We start from the raw sequence: 23,103 nt of genomic DNA on the forward strand, positions 1-23,103 counted from the left end.
TTATTTAATAAGAAGTGTGGGCTTTTTCCTGTTTATGAAGGAGGGGATGGATACTATTATTATCCTCCCGGAAATGTAGTAAGGGATGTAATTTTTCAACCACATGTATCGGGGATTCTTTTATTTCAGGGATTCCCGGCACCCAATAACGCTGACGGGCAAACGGGTATACCGGCAGGCTGATTCTATCCGGTTTGGTGTCAGGATACAACATTTCCCAGTTTATCTCCATTCCCTGTATCCAATAACCAGCCAGCAATGGGAATGCTTTATCAGACATTGCCTGTTTGATCAGTGCCTGTCCATCACTGCCCTTAAGCATACTACCTGTTTTGTTCTTTTTGGTATTTCCTGTGAAGAGTTCCCTGGCGGTTCCCTTTATGAAATCAGTCAGTTGTTTTAATAATGTTTCTGTATCTGACACTACAATTGCGAGCCGCTCTTCCATATTTTCCCTGCCCACCTGCAGTGTATAGGCAATATCATGTAGCGAATAAACAGGGTGTTGCACCAGGAAATTCCGAAGGTTGGATACGAGTTCCATCAAACGTGCTTCATTCTTTGCTGATAATATGATAATAGCAGGATCTGCACTATGGTAAGCCGGACGGGAAATAGCTTTGTATTCTTCAAGAATGACATGCGCATTTGCACCACCAAAACCAAAGCTGCTGATACCTGCAATCCGGGGTTTGTGATCCGGCGTTTTCCATACAGTTGTTTCCCGTTGCAGATAAAAGGGACTCCCTTCCAGTTTCAGATATTCGTTAGGACGTTTTAAATGAGGGTTTCCGGTTAACATTCCATGTTTCATACACAACAGCACTTTTATCACACCTGCAATACCTGCACCGGCTTCCAGATGACCAATATTGGCTTTTACACTACCTAAGGCACAATGAGCAATTGCAGATTGCGCCATATTCTTATCCTTATATAATTCTTTGAATGCCAGTTTCAACCCTTCCGTTTCAATAGGATCTCCCAATGATGTTCCTGTTCCGTGTGCTTCTATATATGTTACATCCCGGGGATCGATATTAGCACCACGATAAGCTTTCAGCAACAGATCCCTTTGTGCCAGCGGGTTTGGAGAAGTGAGTGTATTTGCTTTTCCGCCATGATTTTCGGCAGTATTACGGATAATACCATAAATATGATCACCGTCTGCCTCTGCCTTACTTAAAGATTTCAGGATAATAACTCCAACTCCTTCTGCTCTCACATATCCATTTGCAGACTGGTCAAAACTTTTGCAACGGCCATCCGCACTTAGCATACCTGCCTGGCTAAACGAAAGTGTAAACCCTGGTGATAAAAGAGAATTTACGCCTCCGGCAATCGCCATCTCACAATTGCCATTCCGGATATTCTCCACAGCTTTGTGAATAGCAATCAGAGAGCTTGCGCAGGCTGCATCTACCGGTTCACTTGGACCATGGATATTTAACAGGTAAGAAATACGATTGACAAGTACTGCATGCACAATACCGGTTGAAAATTGTGCTTCACTGGCCAGATCAGGTTGTTTGTTCAATAACCAGGAATAATCAGAACTGCATAATCCCATGAATACACCCGTATTACTACCTTTAATTCCTGCTGGTGAAATACCAGCATCTTCCAAGGCATGATATACTGTTTCCAATGTGATGCGTTGCTGGGGATCCATCAGTTCTGCTTCTCTGGGAGAAATATTGAAAAACAGCGGATCAAACTTATCGATGTCTGCGATAAAGCCGCCCCATTTAGATAATGTTTTATTCTTCTCTTTTTTGGGATCTCCATAATATTCACGCCAGTCCCACCTGTTAGATGGTATCTCAGTTATAAGGTCTTTACCTGTGCTTATATTATTCCAGAAAGCTGCAATATCAGGAGAACCCGGGAAACGGCCACTAACGCCAATGATAGCCACCGGAGCAGGCCCTTGTTCTTTTTCGGATATTGGTATAACGGGGCTCCTTCCCTGCCGCACACTTCTTTCTTTCCATATGCCGGTAACAGGTATTTTTTCCTGTTGCCCTCCGGTATGCCTGCTGATCAGTTTATCAGGAAAATCAGTTGCTATAAAAGTAACAACATCTTGCACTGCCGGGTAATTATAGAATATAGTGGGTGTAATGTCGAGGTTATAATAGGTATTCAGTTCATTGGCTAACCTCGTAAATGAAATGGAATCAAATCCATAATCACCCAACTTTTCCTCCGGATCAATATCATTCACTGATAGCTTTAAAATAACAGCCGCCATCTCCCGGATCTTTTCTGCAGCCAGTTGTTGCATTTCAATCATATCCTGACTAGCTGCAATAGTCGTGTGAGAAATAACTTCTCCATACAATTTCTGCTTCATCCGCTCCTCCTCTCCATAGCCAGCTACAACATGCCCTGATGCATTATTCAGTAAGGAATTAAAAATGCTGATTCCTTCTTCAGAAGGCATTGGTAACATCCCCCATTGCATTTCCAGTAGTTGTCCGCTTTCTTTGGTAAGCTGCATGCCTCCATTCTTCCAGAGTGGCCAGCTGATACTAAGCGTACGACCATCTTTGTTCAGGAAAGCAGCATAACCGTCCAGGAAGGCGTTGGCAGCAGCATAATCTGCCTGTCCTGTATTACCCAGTATACCAGCTATGGAAGAAAAGAAAACCATAAAGTCAAGTCCTTCATTCCTTGTTGCTTCTACCAGGTTTTTAGCACCTTCAACTTTAGGTAATAATACCTCTCGTACTTCTTCAATTGTTTTATTAACAAGAAAGCTATCGCGGATTACACCAGCACTATGAACAACACCATCCAGTTTTCCATAACGTTCCTTTATATTGCTGACCAAATCCATCACAGCGGTTTTATCAGTAACATCACATGGCAGGTATATAATTCCGGGTGCTAATTCCAGCATTAATTCTCTTCTTCCGGTAAGAATCACTTGTGTATGTACTGTCTGACGAATATGGGTTGCCAGCATTTGTCCTATTCCTCCGGCACCTCCTGTAATAAGATATACACCTCCTTCTTTAATATTTATAGATGGAGCAGTTGCTACATGAGGAGTAAGTTTTCTTTCTTCTCTAATACCATCCACATACCGGATCTCTCCGGATGCAGCATATTGTTCTGTTTCCAGTAATGCTGTTATTTCCTGTGCGGTCATTAATTTAACACCCAACACATTCCAGCTAATCCCCGGATGTTCCCGTGCTGCTGTTTTTAACAATCCTGATACAAAACCATAAGAATGATAATCGGACTGTTTACAAACAAGAATGATACGGGTAGAGACTTTACTTTTAACCTGTTCCTGTACTTTATTTAGTACGTGTATAAAGAATTCAGTAGTGGATGTTTCCTCTACCGCAATTGTTACATTCCCTGTGAGCTCCTGCAGTTCTCTTGCCAGCCTAACACTAGCTCCGGCAAGTATTACAAGCCGTTGAGAAGAAGAAGATGGTTGCGAAGAAACAATCAGTGGAGAGGGGATCCAGTCATAATTAAACAGTAAAGATTTTTCCCTGGATTTTCCAGATGCTCCATTTACAGGCAGCATGGTTAATTCACGGAAGTTGCATAGTACTTTCCCTGTGTTATCCAGCAATTCAATATCATAAATGTTCAAACCATTTTCAGAGATGTTGCTTTTCTTTACATAACACCAACAGGTATCAGGCAATACTTTATCAATCATCACTTCTTTCACACCAAAAGGCAGCATCAGGCGTGTGTCTCCATTCAAAGCATTCAATGCCACACAGGTTTGTAAAGCATTGTCCAGTAACCCGGGATGAAGTACATATGCTTTATCCACAGATAATGAAATCTCTGACAATGCTTCCATTTCATTATAGTACAGATTTTTTATTCCCTGAAATCCGGGACCGTAATCAAATCCTTTATCCCTGAACAACTGGTAACAATCCTCACCTTTTACCACCTTTGTTATCCGACTCCTCAAACCGGCCAACTCTCTCTCTTCCTGCCGCAATTGAGGATGCATACTTACTATACCTTCACTATGCAGCACTTCTGCACCATCTTCCTCCGTATACACTTCATACTCCACTTCATCTCCCACTGCATGTAGATTTACATGCATACTGACAGCGCTTCCATTCACTTTTAATGGTCGCAGCCAGGTAATATTTCTGATAGCTGTTACCTTTTGCGAGACTGAATGTTCGCAGGCCACCCGCACCAATTCAAGATAGGCCACACCGGGTAAGATCATTTCCTGCATCACCTTATGGTCTTTCAGGAAAAACTCCATTCCGGTATAAACACTGCTGAATTGCTGTGTGAGAAGATTAGAAGTATTACGGTGTAATAAAGGATGAAGTTTGCCAACGCTTTCTTTTTCTGATACACGTGTTATCCAATGGCTGTCTTTTGCAAAAGGATAAGTAGGAAGTAAAATTTTTGATGGCTGTTTATCTCCATATAATAAATGCCAGTTCACTTTTGTGCCATAACACCAGGCTATTGCATTCTTTTGAAGACTGCTACCGTTCTCTTTATTCGTGGGTTGAACTGCTTTTGCATTTCCCCTGTGCACCGTTAATGTACCAGGGTCTTGTATATAATCCTTTAATAACCTGGTTAATGTTTTTATATCCGGAAAGGTGACGGACAGGCGTTCATCCATTTCTTCCCTTGCAGTCTGCAATGTAAAACATAGGTCGGCCGGATGCAGGTTTTCATTTTTCTCAAGATAGGGCACCATTAATTTTACATAGGCCATCAATCTTTCCGCATTTTTTGCGGATAACACAAACAGGAAGGGGCCTGTTATATTACTTTTTGAAGACAGCACTTTCTCACCAAAAGATTCTAATACAACATGTGCATTAGCCCCTCCAATTCCAAAGCTGCTGACACCCGCTCTTAATGGCATCCCTGGTAATATGGGCAACCAGGCAGCTTGTTCATGCTGAATATAAAACGGACTACCGGCAAGATCAATCTTTGGATTTAACAGTTTAAAATTAATGGTTGCAGGTAATTGCCGGTATTCCATAGCCAGTAGCACCTTTATAATACCAGCCATACCAGATGCAGCTTCCAGATGTCCCAGATTCGTTTTAACAGAACCGATGCCACACCATGGAGCCTGATGTTTTCCATGCAACCTGTTAAATGCAGCTGTCATTCCTGCTATTTCGATGGGATCTCCCAACATAGTGCCCGTTCCGTGTGCCTCCAGATAATTTACAGTATCAACTGTTACATCGGCATTGGCATATGCTTCTTCCAGTAGTTTACGCTGTTTATCAGGATTGGGTACTGTTAAGCCTCCTGATTGTCCGCCATGATTTACGGCTCCTCCTTTTATGATTCCCTGTATCCTGTCGCCATCTGCTATTGCCTGTTCCAAAGGTTTAAGCAATAATAATGCAGCTCCTTCTCCTCTCACATAACCATCTGCATCTGCATCAAATGTTTTACACCTGCCATCTTTACTTAGCATATGAGATTGATAATAAGAAAGGCTTCTCGTTGGATGACACATCAGATGAATACCACCGGCCAATGCCTGCGTACATTTACCCGACCTGATAGCAGTTACAGCTTCATTCACGGCCACCAGAGAGGAAGAGCAGGCAGTATCTATCAGCATACTTGGCCCTTCAAAATCGTAAAAGTAGGATAACCTGTTAGCCAGTATTGATAATGCAGTACCTGTACCGGTTAAGTTATCGGCACCTGTTTGTTCCGCAAGTAAAAGTTCATAATCACTTCCGCTGGCTCCTATGTATACACCTGTTTTACTTCCTTTCAAAGCAGAAGGTTTATATCCTGACAGTTCCAGTAGTTCCCATGTCAGCTCCAGCAGTACTCTTTGCTGAGGGTCCATTAATTCAGCTTCCCGGGGAGAGATTCTGAAAAATGCTGCATCAAATTCATCAATCTGGTCAAGATAACCACCTGCATTAATTCCCTGATGTTTATTAACCAGGTCTATCCATTCCGGCCAGTTCCAACGGGAATCAGGTGTATTAATAATTGAATGCTTTCCGCCGGTAAGAATATCCCAGAATGCTTCTTTATTACAAGCTCCCGGAAAACGGAAAGCTGTACTAATCACCGCGATATCATGCTCTCTGCCTTCACTAACAGCCTCTATACTTTTCCCGGTTTCTTCCACTGGTATTATCTGTGCAGATAATTGACTGACTACCTTTTGAATGGTATTAAATTCAAAAAAGAATGCGCCAGACAAGGCAACGTTATAGGTATTACCAAGGAATAATCCCAACCCCATCAGATCACCAGAATCCAGTCCCATTTCCATTAAAGGCTGTTCATCATCCAATGGCGCTGCTCTGGGCAATAATCCGGTTATATGTTTTTTTATCACATCAGCCAGTTCCTCTTCATTAAACCGGGGCAATATTTTTTCTTCACTGGCAGTTCCCTGATAACGCTGACGGCTATTCACATCATAGCTGATTAGTATGCCATTACCCAGGTTCTCTTTATCTCTGATACGATATCCATGTACGATACCCTGCAATGAGGCTCCATGCAACTGATGGAACCTGATGATGGGATCAACATAATAACCATATTCGTCTTTCTGATGTATATAAGCTGTATAATCTTCTATTGTTTTGCCTTTAAAATCACGGCTTCTTGTAATAGCACAAACAGTTTCCACCTTATGCATCAGTACTACGCGGTGATGTATAAATTCCAGCAGCTCATCTCCCAGTCCACGGCTCTGTTCCGCAGGAAAAATGTTTATTGACAATAACTGTATAATTCCTCCTTCTGCACGATGCAATTCTCCAACAGTACTAACATCCTTTTTATACAACATTTCCATTTCCCGGATACGTTGCGAATAAATAACACCTAATACTTTCCCGTTCTCTTCAATTACAAATTGTCCGCCTGGATAAACAGTTAATCTTCTGTCAATCTCCTGCCTGGGCAAACGAAGTCCGGCAGGCCAGCACGCCTTCTCCAACTCCATTAATGTTTTCAGATCTTCTTCTTCAGCATAACGGATACTATAACTTCTTTTATGATATTGCCCCAGTGTTACGCGGGTAAATGGGAATACCTCACCGGAAGCTGGTGTTGTTAAAAATATGCCAGACCTGGCAGCACTTAACAGTAAAACCTCTGATACCTCCAATCCATGCCGCAGATATTCATCTGCTTTAGTAACTAATATTTTGCCGGCATCTGATAATACGGGATGTCCACCCGATATTACCATCCATTCTCTATTTAAAAAAAAGTCTGTTAACGGTTTATGTAAGCGTGTATGAAAAGATGCTGCTGCGAAAATATTTTTCTCAGTCAATGACTGTTGCAGACGTAACATTACCGGCAACAGCAATATTCCGTCAAGCATTGATCGCAATGATATATTATTTATGTGCCATTTTGCGGATGCGGCATACAGCATTTCCAGGAAAAACACTACACGCTCTTCCTGCGCATCCTCGCTAATACAATCGTCCATGAGAAGCGCTGTTATATTCAGCGGTATAAGTTCTTCACTATATTGATCATGCAATTTATACCTGCCATCAGCCGTTTTCTTAAGCCATTTCTCAGATAATAATACACGAATAGCAGCCTGAGGGTAACACTTCTTATTACTCTTTAATAAATCATCAAAGGAGACTTCACTATCTGAAGTAATATTTTTCCTCAAAGATATAAGCATAGGAAGTCCTATGAAGCCATAGCTCCATACATACAATAACTTTAGCAAAACAATATGTTTTAATTCGGGTTTACTATGACCTCAGATATGTACGAACATAAATAGGAATCACCATTATGTACAATAAATACAATTGTTTAAAATAGAAAAGTAATGAGTCGTCATCAGGATATTTTGAGTTTTAAATGGTTATTAATGAGTGTCGTCTTACAAATTACAGTTGCGGTGAATATTTATTATTAAATAAGCAGCATAAAACGGTGATCAAATTAATTACTTTCCTCCAACTAATTTTTTTTTTTCACATTTATTAATATAACAGTAACATGTAGTACTGATAAACCATCTGATTTCGAAAAGAGATTAGGTTATCCAATATGAGTTACACATGTTTGTAGGTCTTCTGTATAGTGAGTCGTTTGAAATTATAAATAGTACCTTCTAAAAATAAAATAAAATGCACTAACTTTTATAGCAAACAGGGTCTAAGGCATAAAAGATTAGTATAATACATATCCACTTTTGTATAAAACAGCTATCTCTCCTCTTTAATGTACTTACCTTTGATTGACAATTAAATTGCCAGACGTGGATCAACAAATTGACATACAGCAGAATAAATTCCTCAGTTATATATGGCTAAATCCCAGGTATAGAATATACCGGCATCTTTTATCGTTATTGTTATTAGGGACGGTCGTTTTAAATTCATTTACTCCCTATCCCGAACCATATGCCTTTTATGTAAAGATTTCAATCTTCTGTTTCCTATTATTCGTATTTTATACAAACATGTATATACTGGTACCCAAATTTCTGTTTCGTAACAGGTACAGGATGTATATATCAGGAGTCGTTGTTCAGCTCTCATTATCTTTCATCACCGCTAACATAATCAGAATCAAATTATTTCCCTACCGGGCTTTACCCTATCCCCCCAAGCAAGAGGGTCTTAAGGTAGGAATCTTCCTTTTCAGTATAATAATGATTGTAGCGGCATCTACTGCTATCAAACTATTCCAGCGTTGGATCAGAGACACAGAACGCATCAATGAACTGGAAAAAGCAACCATGCAGTCAGAATTAGAGCAATTGAAGACCCAGATCAATCCACACTTTCTCTTCAATATGCTCAATAATGCCAATGTACTAACGCAGAAAGATCCCGAAAAAGCCTCCCAGGTATTAATGAAATTAAGCGACCTTCTCCGTTATCAATTATACGACAGCACCAGACCCAAAGTATTACTGACAGCAGATATCCACTTCCTGGAGGATTTTTTAAATCTTGAAAAGATAAGACGGGATAATTTTGAATCTATTGTAAATAAACAAGGAGATATAAGCGGTGTACAGGTAGCCCCCCTGTTATTCATTATCTTTGTGGAGAATGCAGTGAAGTACAGCATGGATACCGAAAAGAAAACGTTTGTACACCTGCATTTTGAAGTAATAAATGATGTGCTGACTTTTAAATGTATTAATTCAAAGTCCTCCAGCATGATGATTAAAAGTGATACCAGCGGACTGGGTCTTACAAACGTAAAACGAAGACTGGAGTTACTGTATCCTGGTAAATATATATTAGATATAAAGGATAAGACAGATGCCTTCACTGTAACTTTAAAAATAATACTATGACCTGTATTATAGTAGATGACGAACCACTGGCAAGAGAAGCCATCCAACTACTGGTTGACAGGATTAAAGATCTGAATCTTCTGGGTAACTTTAACAGTGCAATGACAGCATCAAAATTCATGCAGGATCATACAGTTGATCTTATCTTCCTGGATGTGCAGATGCCAGGAACAAACGGTATTGATTTTGCCAGAACAATTCCTAAAGAGACACTGGTGATATTCACTACTGCGTTTAGTGAATACGCACTGGACAGCTACGAAGTGGAAGCAATTGATTACCTCGTAAAACCCGTACAGAAAGCACGTTTTCAGACCGCAGTCAATAAGGCATTATCCTATAGCCAGCTGCTGAAATCAGACAACGAAAAGAATAATATTGAAACAGTTGCGGCAGACTATTTCTTTGTAAAGGCAGACAGGAAGATCTTTAAAGTTTATTTTAAAGATATCCTGTTTATAGAAGGGTTGAAAGACTATGTGATATTACATACTGCCGAACAAAAGATCATGACGGCAATGAACGTTAAAACGATCCATGAACAACTGCCACAGAGTGTATTTGTGCGTATCAGCAAATCGTATGTTGTTAATGTACAGAAGATAGAATCGTTTGATAATAATACCATCTTCATTCACAAATATGAAATTCCTATCGGGAATACTTACAGGAATTATTTCTTTGATGAATTTGTATCGAAGAAGTTATTGAGCAGGTAGGGCCGGCTTTGAAAAATTAAGTAGAATATCCATTGCTTTAGCAGCATCTTTCTTAGCTACAAAAATATGGTCGTGATAAAACGCAGCTACTACATTACAGCTAATATCCTCATCTGATAATGCTTTCGAAAATGCAGCCGTCAGCCCAACAGCTTCCAGAGAAGAATGGATAGTCAACGTGATCCATGATGCGATGAATGAATAACTAAGATCCAACCGATCAGCAAGTTCCTGTTTTATGATCACAGTTAAACCTTCCTTTTCTCTGAAGGTGCAGATCACATTCTTAAGATCAATATCAGTATCATCATTAATTGTGCAAAAAACATAGTCCCCTTCATTTAGCAAGGGTTTCATGGATGCTAAAAGGGTTCTTAAATTAGTTTCGCCGGTCATTTTATTTTCATAATATCTTATAATAAATCAAGGCAGAATAAAGAGAGGGCATATCACCTGCCCCCTTTATATCCTTCAGACTACACTATCCTTGCCTATCACAGTCCAATCCTTATTTCCATATCCTTTTTCAATCCAGCGATCCATTTCAGCAGCTATTGCTGGTATCACAGCTAATTTCGTTCCGCCCTTTGCTGCTGCGTCCATAAATAACCCTGTATCCTTACGGGCCATATTCAATTCCCAGGAAGGATTGTCATAATCACCCGAACTCAATTTTTGTAACCTGGTAGGGAATGTTGCCGCAGGGCTCCAGGAACCAACTAATGTAGAAATATCATCAACAGGGATATTCAGCGCTTTGGCAAGAGAAAGCATATCCGCAATTCCGGCAGTGAAGGTTACAAGGAAAAGGTTACCAAGCAATTTCACGCCTGCAGCCTTCCCAGCCTCTGTTCCAAAATTAATCAGCTTACCTGTCATTCTGGATAACTCAGGCTCCAGTTGACTAATAACAGCCTGATCGCCGGATACCAGCATAAAGCCGGTGCTTTCCAAAGCATTCTGCGGCCCCATAAATACAGGTGCATGCTGATAGGTAAATCCACGTTCTTTCCATTCCTTTGTGCGCTGTGCTGCACCTTCTGCAGATGTAGTAGTATGATCTATAATGATAACACCCGGTTTAAATGCCTTACTTGCTGCTTCGAGAACTTCATTAACAGTTCCATCGTCTTTCAGTGCAACATGGATAATATCCGCTCCTTTTACAGCATCTGTAACATCCGCAAAAGCTTTTGCTCCATATGCTTCCAGGGCTATTGCCTTTGACGATGTTCTGTTCCATACCTGCACCTGGGCCCCTTTGTTTATCATAGCCCTTACAAAATTTGCTCCTAAAAGCCCCATACCTAAAAATGCTACCATGATCCTGTTATTTTACATAAAGGTAAGATTTTTGAATTTTCATTATATACCCGTTTGAGTAATAATAACAGGAATGCTTACCCTCTGTCCGGGACTATTTTTTCTCTGCTAATTCCTTCAGTTTCTGTAAAGCTTTGGGCCAGGCATCCATAAAGTAGTCTTTGAATTCCTGCGATATGTCTACACCTCCCATATCAATCTTCAACTCTGTTTTTCCATCTACAGTACGGAGTGTATAATTTTCAAAGCCGCCTGCCCACTTCTTAGCTTCCTCACTTTCCAGATCTTCCACTCCATCTATAACATTCCCAAGATGTTTGATGGACATAAATTCATTGGGAATATTTTCAGCAATAGTAGAAACCATGCCACTATTTTTTTCACCGAGAAACAAGGCTTTGCTTCCTTTTTTCCAATCCGTATCTGCCCATGATCCCTCAGCGAAAGCAGAAGTCCATTCACGGTATGAGGCATCGTCCCAAAGTGCATTCCACACTTTTTCCCTGGGTGCGTTAATTGTTATTTTAAATTCCATTGTTTGCTTTTTTAGTACATGATAAAGATCCAATACTATTCAAATAGATCCGGGGAGCAATCGCGACAATTATAGGGGGTAAATGAGACGTTAATGCAATAACAAAAAGGTTTTTATACCCTGGAGTATAATACCGGGAAAAACGCCCAACCAGGTTAGCAAGCCCGTCATAATGATCAGGGCGGCGTAGGTAGAGATATAGAAGAAAGGATGAAGTGTTTTTGGTGAAGCTAATGTTGGCAGGGGTGCTGCAAACATGGTACTGATAATCCGGAGGTAATAGTATAAACCGATCACACTGGTAACTACCAAAACAATCAGTGGGAGCCACATATGTTGCTGTACGCCTGCTGCCAGTACAAAGAATTTTGCCAGGAACCCTGCTGTTAACGGAATGCCCGCCAGTGAAAACAAGGCAACAGACAAAACCGTAGCAACTACAGGTCTTTTCCATATCAATCCCTGGTAGAGAGACAGATCTTCCGCATCACCCTGACCGGTAGACAAAAGGATGATTACGCCAAAGGCCGATAATAAAGTGATAGAATATGCCAACAGGTAAAAAATGGCCGCTTCTGTCCCGGCACTGTTTCCCGGCATGAATGCCACAAGTAAATAACCGAAATGCGCAATCGAAGAATAGGCCAGCAAACGTTTAAGTTTCTGTTGCCGCAAAGCCAGGACATTACCCGTTATCATGGAAGCGATGGCGATAGCAGAAAAAATGGATATTGCCAGTGGATAGTGCTGTAGCTGGATGGTTTGTGCAAAACGCAGCAGCACGGCAAATACTCCGATCTTTGAAACAGTTCCAATAAAAGCAGTAACGGGAGAAGGTGCTCCCTGATAAACATCGGCCGCCCAGAGATGGAAAGGAACCAGCGCCAGTTTAAAACCAATAGCCACTAACATAATTCCCAATCCCATAATAAACAGCGTAGGAGATGTTGTAGTTATTTTTTTTGCGATAACAGCAAACTCCATATTACCGGTTTCCATATAAATGAGCGCCATTCCAAACAGGAGAAATGCGGATGTAAGCGCCGCCAGTACCAGGTATTTCATACCAGCTTCTACCGCGTTGTTCCGGTTGCGCAGGTAAGCTATCAGCGCATATAAACTTACACTTAACAATTCCAGTCCTATGAACAAGGAGATAAAATGCTGACTGATGGTAAGTATGGCAGCACCCAGTGTTCCCAGGAATAAGAGAATATAATATTCCTTGGGATTTTCTTCCCTGTCTTCAAAATAAATATAGGAAAACAAACCTATTGCCAATACTGAGAAAATGATCATTCCTGTGAACAATGCGCCCTGGCCATCCACAACAAAGAGTGGTGGTATTGCCTGTGGCAATGTATCTTTTACGTACCATGTGGCAAAAACTACCATGCACATCATCAGGAATCCCACCACCTGGATAACAGTATGACTTTGCCGGAAAGCGATCAGTAATATTACGACTATCGATGCCGTAGCCAGCACAATGAAAGGTAACAGCGCTAATAATTGTAATTCATTCATGTAGTAAGGGGTGAATGGTGAAAGATAAATGTTGCACTGTATCCATTACTGGCTGGGGATACAATCCTAATGCTACAATACTGATGCTTAAGGCTACCATGATAATAAGCTCCCTGGCACTAATATCTTTTACAGTTGTTGTTGTTGCGGGTTGTCCCATGAATACCTGTTGCATCATCCGTAAAGAATATAGTGCTGACAGCACTAATCCCACACTGGCAATAACGGATAAGGTTGTATTAATATTAAATGTTCCCAGCAGAATAAAGAACTCTGCAATGAAATTACCCAGCAGAGGCAATCCTGATGAGGCCATAGTGAACAGAATGGCCACACCTCCCATTGCAGGCATGGAGGTCCATAATCCACCCATCTTCGTAATATCTCTTGTATGTAATCTTTCTTTCAGCATACCGGCCATAACGAACAAAGCTCCTGTACTGATACCATGAGTGAGTATCTGCATCACAACTCCCTGCATTGCTATTTCGTTAAAAGAAAAGATCCCCACGAGAACAAAGCCCATATGACTAACAGAAGTATATGCAATCAACCGTTTGAGATCGGTTTGCGCGAAAGCCAGCAGAGCTCCATATACAATACCTATTACTCCCAGCAGCATGGCCCACCAGGCAATGGAGGCCGCAGCTTCCGGGAACATAGGTAATACAAAACGGAGTATACCATAAGCTCCTGTTTTTAACAGTAACCCGGCCAGTATCAGACTACCTGCCGTAGGTGCTTCACTGTGAGCATCGGGTAGCCAGTTGTGAAAAGGTATCATGGGCAGCTTGATCACAAATGCGATAAGAAATCCCAGCATGATCCATTTTTCCGTAGTGGGTTCGAGAACCGTTTTCAATAAACTGAAGTAATCAAAAGTATAGTTATTCGTTTGTTGCCCATGTATAAAATATAACGCCAGTATCGCCAGTAGTAAGAATAAACTGCCTGCCTGGGTAAAGATGAAAAACTTATAGGCTGCATAACGGCGATTGGTATCTCCCCATATGATGATCAGGAAATACATTGGCACCAGCATAATTTCCCAGCAGAAATAGAACAGGAAAAGATCCATTGCAACAAATACGCCGCTGATCCCTGCCAGTGTCCATAAAAGATTGAAGAAATAAAAACCTGTCTTTTCCTTTATTTCATTCCATGAGCAGAGCACGGCTAATATGCCAAGGAAAAATGTGAGTAGCAGTAATACTATACTAAGACCATCCAATGCCAGATGTAAACTGATACCCAGAGACGGGATCCAGTTCACCTGGTAATCGATGAACCAGGAATTGTCTGAATGCGGAAATGTCTTGTATACCACAAAGAACGTACAGGCCAGAGCCATATCAGCTATTACCGTTAGTAAGGCAATCCATTTTGCCAGCACAGGAAACCATTGCGCTGCCAGCCAGCACAATATACCTCCTGCGAGTAATATGCCTATCATCCATATCAGTATCATAATAATAATTGTAAAGTAATGATGAACAGGATACCTATTAGTACACCTACTACATACCACCGTAAGGAACCGTTTTGTGAAATCGAAAACAACTGATTCAGATGCAGGTTAGCAGAAGCGATGCCATTATATATTTTGTCGAATGCATCGGATTTGTTGGTACTGGTGATGAACTGGAAAGGTTTTACGATGATATTATTGTACAACTGATCAAATTTCCATCCGCTGAAGAAAAACTCCCGTATCTCCACCAGGGCACTTCTTTGTTTCCATTGAAGGATAACTTCCGGTTGCAGATGATATAATAAATATCCGGTGTAAATACCTGTAAGGGTGATTATTGCGGCAATCAGCTGAAAGAATATTTCTCCATGAAGATGCGTTTGCAATATAGTAGCCGGTAATACATGCTGGATATGCTCCGAAAATAATGAAAGGTGTAAAAGATTATGTGGCCATTCTATCCATCCTGCGGTTATCGAAAAGAAAGCCAGTATGATAAGAGGGATAGTCATGGTTTTAGGAGGAAGATGACTGATGGATGTTTTCATTTCTCCCCAGAAAACTACAACGATCAACCGTGTGGAATAAAATGCAGTGATAAAAGCTCCGCATAACGCTACTGCCCACAATACAGGATGACCATTGCCGGCACTCCACGCATACCACAAGATCTGGTCTTTACTAAAAAATCCGGCGGTGACAAGCGGCAATGCTGCTAATGCTGCTGCTCCTGCCACAAAGGTCCAGTAGATGACCGGCATTTTATTTTTCAGTCCGCCCATTTTAAAAATATTGTGTTCATGGTGCAACGATTCAATTACGGCACCAGCAGCCAGGAACAACAGTGCTTTAAAAAAAGCATGAATGAAGAAATGGAAGATAGCTGCACTCCAGGCACCTATACCCAATGCCAGGAACATATAACCTATCTGGCTGATGGTGGAATAAGCCAGTATTCTTTTGATATCTGTTTGCACCATAGCACTGCAGCCTGCTGTAAAAAGGGTGATAGCCCCGATTATGGCGGTGACCTGCATGGCAAGCGGAGAAAGTTCAAATATAGTATGCATTCTGGCTATGAGGTAAACACCTGCGGTAACCATAGTAGCTGCATGGATCAATGCGCTCACCGGCGAAGGGCCAGCCATCGCATCGGGCAACCATGTATGGAGCGGAACTTGTGCGGATTTGCCCATCCCTCCTGCCAGGAGTAATAATGCTATCAGCGAAATACCTGTAGCGCTGGTGGCAAAATGTTCAGGAGCCAGGTGCAGGATATCCGCGATATTCAATGTACCTAATTCTTTAAACAGAAGGAACAAACCGATGATCATGGCAGTGTCTCCTATGCGGGTAATCACAAAAGCTTTATTCGCTGCCTTATAGTTGGCCGGTGTTTCATACCAGAACCCGATGAGTAAATAACTGCATAATCCCACTCCTTCCCATCCCAGGTATAACAGCACTAAATTATTTGCCATTACCAATATCAGCATCGCACATACGAACAGGTTCATACTCGCGAAAAAACGGGCATAGTCACGATCGTGGCGCATGAAAGCAATAGAGTAAATATGGATCAATGCACCAATGAAAGTTATAATGAATATAAATGCCAGCGAAAGCGCATCTACACGCAAACTGATATCTACAGACAGGTTGCTGATATGGAACCATTGCCATAACGTTTGTTGCCAGACACCTGTTTCCGGAGGCGACTGCAGGAATTGAATGCCGAGCAGAATAGTGATAACAGCTGTTATACAGATACTGCCAGCACCTATGCCTGCGATGAGGTTGGCAGATAAACGCCTGCCTGCCAGCGATAATGCCAGAAATCCGGCTAACGGTAATGCGGGTATGAGATACAGGTATTGTTGCATATAAAACCTAATCTTTTAATTCCTTTAGCTGTTCCACATCTAATGTTTTATGCTGGTGATGAATCTGGAGCACCAGCGCCAGTCCTACAGATACTTCCGCCGCAGCCATCGACAGGATGAACAGGAACATTACCTGCCCATCAGGTTGCTGCCATTTTGCCCCTGCCGCAATGAAAGCCAGTCCGGCTGCATTGAGCATGATTTCAATGGAGAGCAATATGAAGATGACATTCTTCCGCGTCAGTACACCCACTAATCCCAATACGAACAAGATGGAAGCCACTATTAAAACTGTATGTGCATGAATGGACGACATCTGTTAATGATTATTTTGTAAAAACCTGTGCAGGTTTCTTTTCGTATGCTTGCCAATATGGGCTGCTCCTACAATACCTGTCATCAGCAGAAATCCTCCCAACTCTACGGCGATGATATATTCACCGTAAAGTGATAATGCTACCTGCCGGGGAGTAACCACCGTCACCAGCATCTTTTCAGATGGCGGTTCTAAAAGCAGGAGAATCATCTCTATCAATAATACCAGCGCCAGTATAGAGGGTCCTATCCATACTTTGGGTTGCAGCCATTTCTTTTCCTGTAATGCAGTTTCTTTATCCAGGTTCAGCATCATTACCACAAAAATGAAGAGTACGATGATGGCTCCTGCATAAACGATCACTTCCAGCACAGCGGAGAAAGGCGCGCCCAGCGATAAAAATATCATGGATATTGCCATAAAGGATACTACCAGATATAGCAATGCATGAATAGGCTGATGGCGGGTAATCACCATGATAGTAGCGAGTATGGCTACGATAGACGATATGTAGAAAAGCAGTGACATGTTTATTATATATTTCAGGGCAATAAACTTTTTATATCTACCGGTTCTTCCTCATTATCTCCTTTTCCTTTTTCTTTCACACCTGCATCAAGACCAGCTACTTTATAAAAATTATATCCGGGGTATTTTCCCTGGCTGTCAATGAGCAGATCTTCTTTTTCAAATACCAGATCCTGACGTTTATATTCCGCCATTTCAAAATCGGGGATCAGTTGGATAGCATATGTAGGGCATGCTTCCTCACAGTATCCGCAAAAGATGCAGCGGGAAAAATTGATCCGGAAAAATTCCGGGTACCTCCGTCCGTCTTCATCTTCAGTAGCTTGTAACGCAATACAGTCTACCGGGCAAGCCGCCGCACAGAGATAACAACCAACACAGCGTTCACCACCATCCGGGTCTTTGGTCAGCACAATACGTCCCCGCCAGCGTGGATGCAGCTGTATTTTTTCTTCGGGATATTGAATGGTTTCTCTTTTATGAAAGAGGTGCAAAAAAACCAACCACATTGTTCGCAAGTGACTGAGCATAATATATGTTTTTTAAGATTTCAACCATAGTGCAATTGCCCCGGTAACCAGTAAGTTGACCAGTACCAGTGGTAGTAAAATTTTCCATCCGTATTCTATCAACTGATCATAACGCGGTCTTGGAAGAGAAGCCCTTAACAGAATAAACAGACCGATAAAGAAAAATGTTTTCAGGAAGAACCATAATACAGGAGGCAGGAAAGCCGGACCAAGCCAGCCGCCAAAGAACATAGTGACCGTCATTGCCGATATGAGTGTAATGCCCATATATTCGCCGATAAAGAACATACCGAATTTCATACCGGAATATTCGGCATGGAACCCTGCAATCAGTTCACTTTCTGCTTCCGGAATATCAAAAGGCAAACGATGTGTTTCTGCAATACCGGCAATAAAAAAGATAACGAAACCTACCGGTTGAGTTACAACGAACCAAACATTTTCCTGTGCTGCTACAATATCTATCAGGTTAAAAGACCGGCTCAACATCACCACTCCCATTACAGACAGTCCCATGAACACTTCGTATGCGATCATTTGTGAAGCTCCACGTAATGCTCCCAATAATGCATATTTATTATTGGACGCCCATCCGCCAAGTACAATACTATATACACCAAGAGACGACATTGCCAGGAAGAATAACAACCCGATATTCAGATCCGCTACTACGATGCCCGGAGCAAAAGGGATGATTACAAAACTCATCAGCACACTACCTACCACAATGGCAGGCGCCAGAATGAAAACCCATTTATCTGCGAAAGGAGGGATCCAGTCTTCTTTAAAGAATAGTTTCAACGTATCCGCAAGTACGATAAAGATTCCCAGCGGGCCTGCCCTGTTGGGTCCCAGCCTGTCCTGCCACATCGCCAGCAACCGGCGTTCCACCCAGATAAGTCCTGCAGCTATATTCAGGAGTACGAAGAGTACACCTAAAACGATCCATATATGTTGCATTACAGTCATCCTGTTTTATTTTGTGATGTTTACCCATGCACCCCAACTCCATACATCCATCCCCTGCAATCCCGCAGGCATTAGTACAATACCATCCTGCAGACTTTCCTCTATAATGAGAGGGAACGTATATATTTTTTCATCTGTTTTTACAGAAAGAAGATCCCCCTTTACTGCACCTAATTGTTCCGCATCCCACTTTGACAGCGTGATATACGGTTCCGGAGAACGTTCCGCAATTCCTTTGGTATACATGCTTAATTCGCCTGTACCGAAAATATGATGTTGCGGTAACAACAACCATTTGTTTGGCCGGGGAACAAATGCATCAGGAATATCCCTGGAGAAAACAGGTGTTGCCGTTGTTTGTTCAAATAATCGGATACCAGGATCTCCACCCTTTAATGGTCCACCTACTTCCTGCTGATACTTGTTCACTGCCTGTCCGGAATTCCATCCGGGAGCCCAGAAGGAAGGAATGAGCGGAGCAGGTGGCATCCCTCTGTAACCCTCCATAGTAAAGCTTAATGGGGAATCATCATCCTGCAATGGTTTGGGTTCACTAACTGCAAGATTAGACAACATAGCTGTGCGACCACTATAACGATGCGATTCGCGGGGAATAGCGGAGCCGTGTATACGAAAATCACGTGGCGGGGCAACTGCAGAGATTCCTGCAAATTGTGTGAGACTGGATTCCAATCTTGCCAGTAATTCGTCCGGATGTTTTTCTTGCCCGTTACTTGCCGATGTTAATAATGCTTTTATTTCCCATAGCCATTTAAAGCTTTCTTTTATGGTATTGATGGCAGGCATAAATACCTGGCAACTTCGTTGTGCCCGGCCTTCGTTATTCACGAAGGTCCCATCTGCTTCTGCAAAGGTGGCTGCAGGGATCAGCACATGTGCTTTTTCTGTAGTACGGTTATGCAGCGCATCCAGTACAATAATATTTTTACACTGCCGAAAGAAAGCGTCTGCCTTGGCAGCCGGAATCCTGCGATAGAGGTCGTTTTCCAGGATAACAACAGTTACGTTGGGCGTATTTTGAACTCTCCCTGCTACTTTTTCTAAGGAAGGTGCACGCATCATAGCCAACCCCATGCTATTACATTCCGGCAATACAAAAGCCAATCCTGGTTTCCTGTCTTCCGTTTTCAATGCCACTGCAATATCATAAGCAGCACGGATAAGCCCATCATTACAACCGCCGGTACCAGTAATGATTACAGGACGCTTTGCGTGTTTTAAAGCCTCAGCAATGATGATCGCTTTTTCCATAATCACTCCTACCGACGGTAATGTTGGATTAAGGATATGAGCAATCCCAAATCCTAGTCGGGCCATATCATCAGGAGCACCCTGCATGGAGCAGGCTGCTATTTCGTTGAGGGGTGAAGGTAGTACCGTTACATTTGCAAGGAATCCTTTCGCCTCCTGCACCAGTTCTTTTACTGCCACATCATGCCAGGCAGGGAGCGGTACTTGCTCCAGACTTTCTGCTGCCGCCGTTTTCATAACAGACTGGCGGACTGCCAACGCCATGATGGGCGCTGTATTCCAGATATCTTCTCCCAATACCAATACCGCATCAGCCTCTTCAATTTCTTTCAGAGAAGGAGTATGTACACAACCGGATTGCAGTATATCTACTATTTTTTGTTCAAGAAATACCTGGTCGTCATTCACCCCTTGGTAAAAGTTTTCTTTACCAACCAGTTCACGCAGGGAATAATTGCTTTCAACGGATGCTCTCGGCGAACCAATACCTATGAGGGTCTGACCGGGAAGCAGCATTGCCAGATGTTGAATCAGCAGATCATGGCTAACTGCTTCGATAGTACGATTACGGATGATAGGTTGTGTGATACGATTTTCGCTATTGACAAATTCATAACCAAAGCGGCCTCTATCGCATAGGAAATAACCGTTTACCTCACCATTATAACGATTAACAATATTGCGCAACTTACCATACCGTTCACCAGGGATGGTATTACAACCCAGGCTGCAATGCTGGCAAATAGAAGGAGCAGTGGTAAGATCCCATTTGCGGGTGTAATGTTCCTTCAATGTTTTATCTGTGAACACCCCTGTAGGACAAACTTCCGCCAGGTTACCACTAAAAGGGCTTTGCAGTATGCCATCTTTTTCTCTTCCGAAATAAACATGATTATGTGCAGAGAAAACATTTAAATCATCTCCACCGGCATAATCCCTATAGAACCTTACACAACGGTAACATTGTATACAGCGGTTCATTTCATGATGGATGAACGGGCCTAAGTATTGATTGGTGTACGTACGTTTTTTATATTCAAAGCGCCGGTAGTCATGCCCAGTCATCACTGTAACATCCTGCAGGTGGCAACTTCCCCCTTCGTCACATACCGGGCAATCATGCGGATGGTTAGTCATCAGCCATTCAACCACCTGGGCCCGAAAGGCTGTTGCCATTTCATCGCTGACGGACATACGTAATCCCTCTTTCACGTTTTCCATACAACTCATCACGATACGTCCCTTTGTATCTTCTTCATCTTTAAATACTCTCACAGCACATTGCCGGCAGGCCCCAATGCTTCCCATAGCCGGATGCCAGCAGAAATAGGGAAGATCATAACCCAGGCTCAGACAGGTTTCCAACAGATTCTTACCTGCTTTTACATCAAAAGATTTGTTATCAATATAAATTTTAGGCATGGTAATATATTATTTGCCGTACGGACATTTCTTATGGTCTATATGTTTATCAAAATCATCTCTGAAATATTTCAAGGCGCTTTGCAACGGTTCCATTGCTCCCGGAGCCAGTGCACAGAAGGTGTTACCGGGACCCAGGTATTGCGTGTGCATTTCCAATAATTCGATATCTTCCTTTCGCCCCTCTCCTTTCTCGAGAGAGAGTAAGATTTTTTCTACCCAGGGTAACCCTTCGCGACAGGGAGTACACCATCCGCAGCTTTCCTGTGCAAAGAAATGTTGCAGGTTATGTACAAATCCAACGGGGCAGGTAGCATCGTCCATCACTATCATGGTTCCTGTACCTAAGCGGCTGCCTGCCGCAGCAACGGATTTGAAATCCATTTTAATATCCAGGTGCTGGGTAGTCAGAAAATCGGTAGACGCTCCTCCGGGTAACACACCTTTAAGCTTAAGTCCGGGTTTCATTCCTCCGGCATGTTCCTCTATCAGTTCCCGCATTGTAACACCCATCGGAAGCTCCCATGCACCAGGCTTTTTCACCTTACCACTTACCCCATACACTTTTGTTCCACCATCTTCACTATAACTTAAACTTTTAAACCAGTCGGCACCGTTATTTACGATATGAGGAACACAACAAAGCGTTTCTACATTATTAACAATAGTAGGTTTGCCAAATAACCCGCTGATTTGCGGAAAAGGAGGTTTAGCCCTGGGCGTAGCACGTTTCCCTTCAAGCGCGTTCAATAATGCGGTTTCTTCCCCGCACATATACCGGCCCACACCTGTATGCAGATACATTTCCAGATGAAAGCCACTGCCCAGTATATTTTTTCCCAGGTATCCCGCATCATAGGCTTCCTGGATACTTTTTCTCAGAAAGGTGGCAGCTTTATGGTAAGCCCAGCGCAGAAATACATAAGAGATATCCGCCTGTATAGCATATGCCGCCAATATCATTCCTTCTATCAGCTGATGGGGATTACCTTCCAGCAGCAGCCGGTCTTTAAAAGTGCCCGGTTCCATTTCATCCGCATTCGTAATCAGATATTTTGGATGAGGCGCATTTTCGCCCATTGGTACCAGGCTCCATTTCATGCCGGTGCTGAAACCAGCACCACCACGGCCTTTCAGGTTGCTGTTCTGCACCAGCTTTTGCAGGTCAGCCGGCAGCATATCCTTGAGAACTTTGCGCAGGGCACCATATCCTCCCGTCATCTCATATTCTTTGAGATTAAGCGGCGGACGATCCGGATGAATATTACTGGTAAGCGGACGTTCCATAT

At 42.4% G+C, this 23,103-nt stretch carries 15 protein-coding genes; 2 read left to right on the plus strand and 13 right to left on the minus strand.

What is annotated here, in order from left to right:
• Window positions 1-4: 4 nt before the first annotated feature.
• Window positions 5-7,726 (minus strand): SDR family NAD(P)-dependent oxidoreductase, encoded by a 7,722-nt coding sequence (locus BM176_RS05325; protein WP_143097718.1) that lies wholly within the window; start codon window positions 7,724-7,726, stop codon window positions 5-7.
• 936 nt (window positions 7,727-8,662) lie between these two features.
• On the opposite strand from BM176_RS05325, the gene BM176_RS32870 reads away from it, so the two are divergent.
• On the plus strand, window positions 8,663-9,319 hold the full coding sequence (locus BM176_RS32870) for a sensor histidine kinase (protein ID WP_255373441.1): 657 nt from the start codon (window positions 8,663-8,665) through the stop codon (window positions 9,317-9,319).
• A complete protein-coding gene (locus BM176_RS05335; RefSeq protein WP_090100333.1) occupies window positions 9,316-10,038 on the plus strand; it encodes a LytR/AlgR family response regulator transcription factor in 723 nt (240 codons plus the stop codon). Before BM176_RS32870 ends, BM176_RS05335 begins: the two co-directional genes overlap by 4 nt.
• Here the strand turns inward: BM176_RS05335 and BM176_RS05340 are convergent.
• From BM176_RS05340 to nuoF, 12 genes are all read right to left on the minus strand, one after another.
• Window positions 10,024-10,434, minus strand: coding sequence for an ACT domain-containing protein (locus tag BM176_RS05340; RefSeq protein ID WP_090100335.1), 411 nt, complete (start codon window positions 10,432-10,434; stop codon window positions 10,024-10,026). The genes BM176_RS05335 and BM176_RS05340 overlap by 15 nt on opposite strands.
• A 75-nt stretch (window positions 10,435-10,509) precedes the next feature.
• Complete coding sequence (locus BM176_RS05345; RefSeq protein WP_090100336.1) at window positions 10,510-11,361, minus strand: NAD(P)-dependent oxidoreductase; 852 nt, start codon at window positions 11,359-11,361, stop codon at window positions 10,510-10,512.
• A 94-nt stretch (window positions 11,362-11,455) separates the two neighbouring features.
• On the minus strand, window positions 11,456-11,896 hold the full coding sequence (locus BM176_RS05350; RefSeq protein WP_090100338.1) for an SRPBCC family protein: 441 nt from the start codon (window positions 11,894-11,896) through the stop codon (window positions 11,456-11,458).
• 90 nt (window positions 11,897-11,986) lie between these two features.
• A complete protein-coding gene (locus tag BM176_RS05355) occupies window positions 11,987-13,423 on the minus strand; it encodes an NADH-quinone oxidoreductase subunit N (protein ID WP_090100339.1) in 1,437 nt (478 codons plus the stop codon).
• Window positions 13,416-14,891: a complex I subunit 4 family protein gene (locus BM176_RS05360; protein ID WP_090100341.1), complete on the minus strand. Its 1,476-nt coding sequence runs from the start codon at window positions 14,889-14,891 to the stop codon at window positions 13,416-13,418. The genes BM176_RS05355 and BM176_RS05360 overlap by 8 nt, the downstream gene beginning before the upstream one ends.
• On the minus strand, window positions 14,888-16,777 hold the full coding sequence (gene nuoL / locus BM176_RS05365; protein WP_090100343.1) for an NADH-quinone oxidoreductase subunit L: 1,890 nt from the start codon (window positions 16,775-16,777) through the stop codon (window positions 14,888-14,890). Before nuoL ends, BM176_RS05360 begins: the two co-directional genes overlap by 4 nt.
• 7 nt (window positions 16,778-16,784) lie before the next feature.
• Window positions 16,785-17,093 carry an NADH-quinone oxidoreductase subunit NuoK gene (nuoK, locus tag BM176_RS05370; RefSeq protein ID WP_090100345.1) on the minus strand — a complete coding sequence of 103 codons (309 nt, stop codon included), beginning with the start codon at window positions 17,091-17,093 and terminating at the stop codon, window positions 16,785-16,787.
• Between the two features lie 3 nt (window positions 17,094-17,096).
• Entirely contained in the window at window positions 17,097-17,621 is a 525-nt protein-coding gene (nuoJ, locus tag BM176_RS05375; protein WP_090100347.1) for an NADH-quinone oxidoreductase subunit J, read from the minus strand.
• A gap of 14 nt (window positions 17,622-17,635) precedes the next feature.
• Window positions 17,636-18,151 (minus strand): NADH-quinone oxidoreductase subunit NuoI, encoded by a 516-nt coding sequence (gene nuoI / locus BM176_RS05380; protein ID WP_090100349.1) that lies wholly within the window; start codon window positions 18,149-18,151, stop codon window positions 17,636-17,638.
• A gap of 12 nt (window positions 18,152-18,163) precedes the next feature.
• Window positions 18,164-19,111, minus strand: coding sequence for an NADH-quinone oxidoreductase subunit NuoH (gene nuoH, locus BM176_RS05385; RefSeq protein ID WP_255373442.1), 948 nt, complete (start codon window positions 19,109-19,111; stop codon window positions 18,164-18,166).
• Window positions 19,112-19,126: 15 nt separating this feature from the next.
• On the minus strand, window positions 19,127-21,814 hold the full coding sequence (nuoG, locus tag BM176_RS05390; protein ID WP_090100353.1) for an NADH-quinone oxidoreductase subunit NuoG: 2,688 nt from the start codon (window positions 21,812-21,814) through the stop codon (window positions 19,127-19,129).
• Between the two features lie 9 nt (window positions 21,815-21,823).
• Window positions 21,824-23,101, minus strand: a complete 1,278-nt coding sequence (nuoF, locus tag BM176_RS05395) for an NADH-quinone oxidoreductase subunit NuoF (RefSeq protein ID WP_090100355.1) — start codon at window positions 23,099-23,101, stop codon at window positions 21,824-21,826.
• Window positions 23,102-23,103 lie beyond the last annotated feature (2 nt).

Source organism: Chitinophaga sp. CF118 (assembly GCF_900112615.1).
GTDB lineage: Bacteria > Bacteroidota > Bacteroidia > Chitinophagales > Chitinophagaceae > Chitinophaga.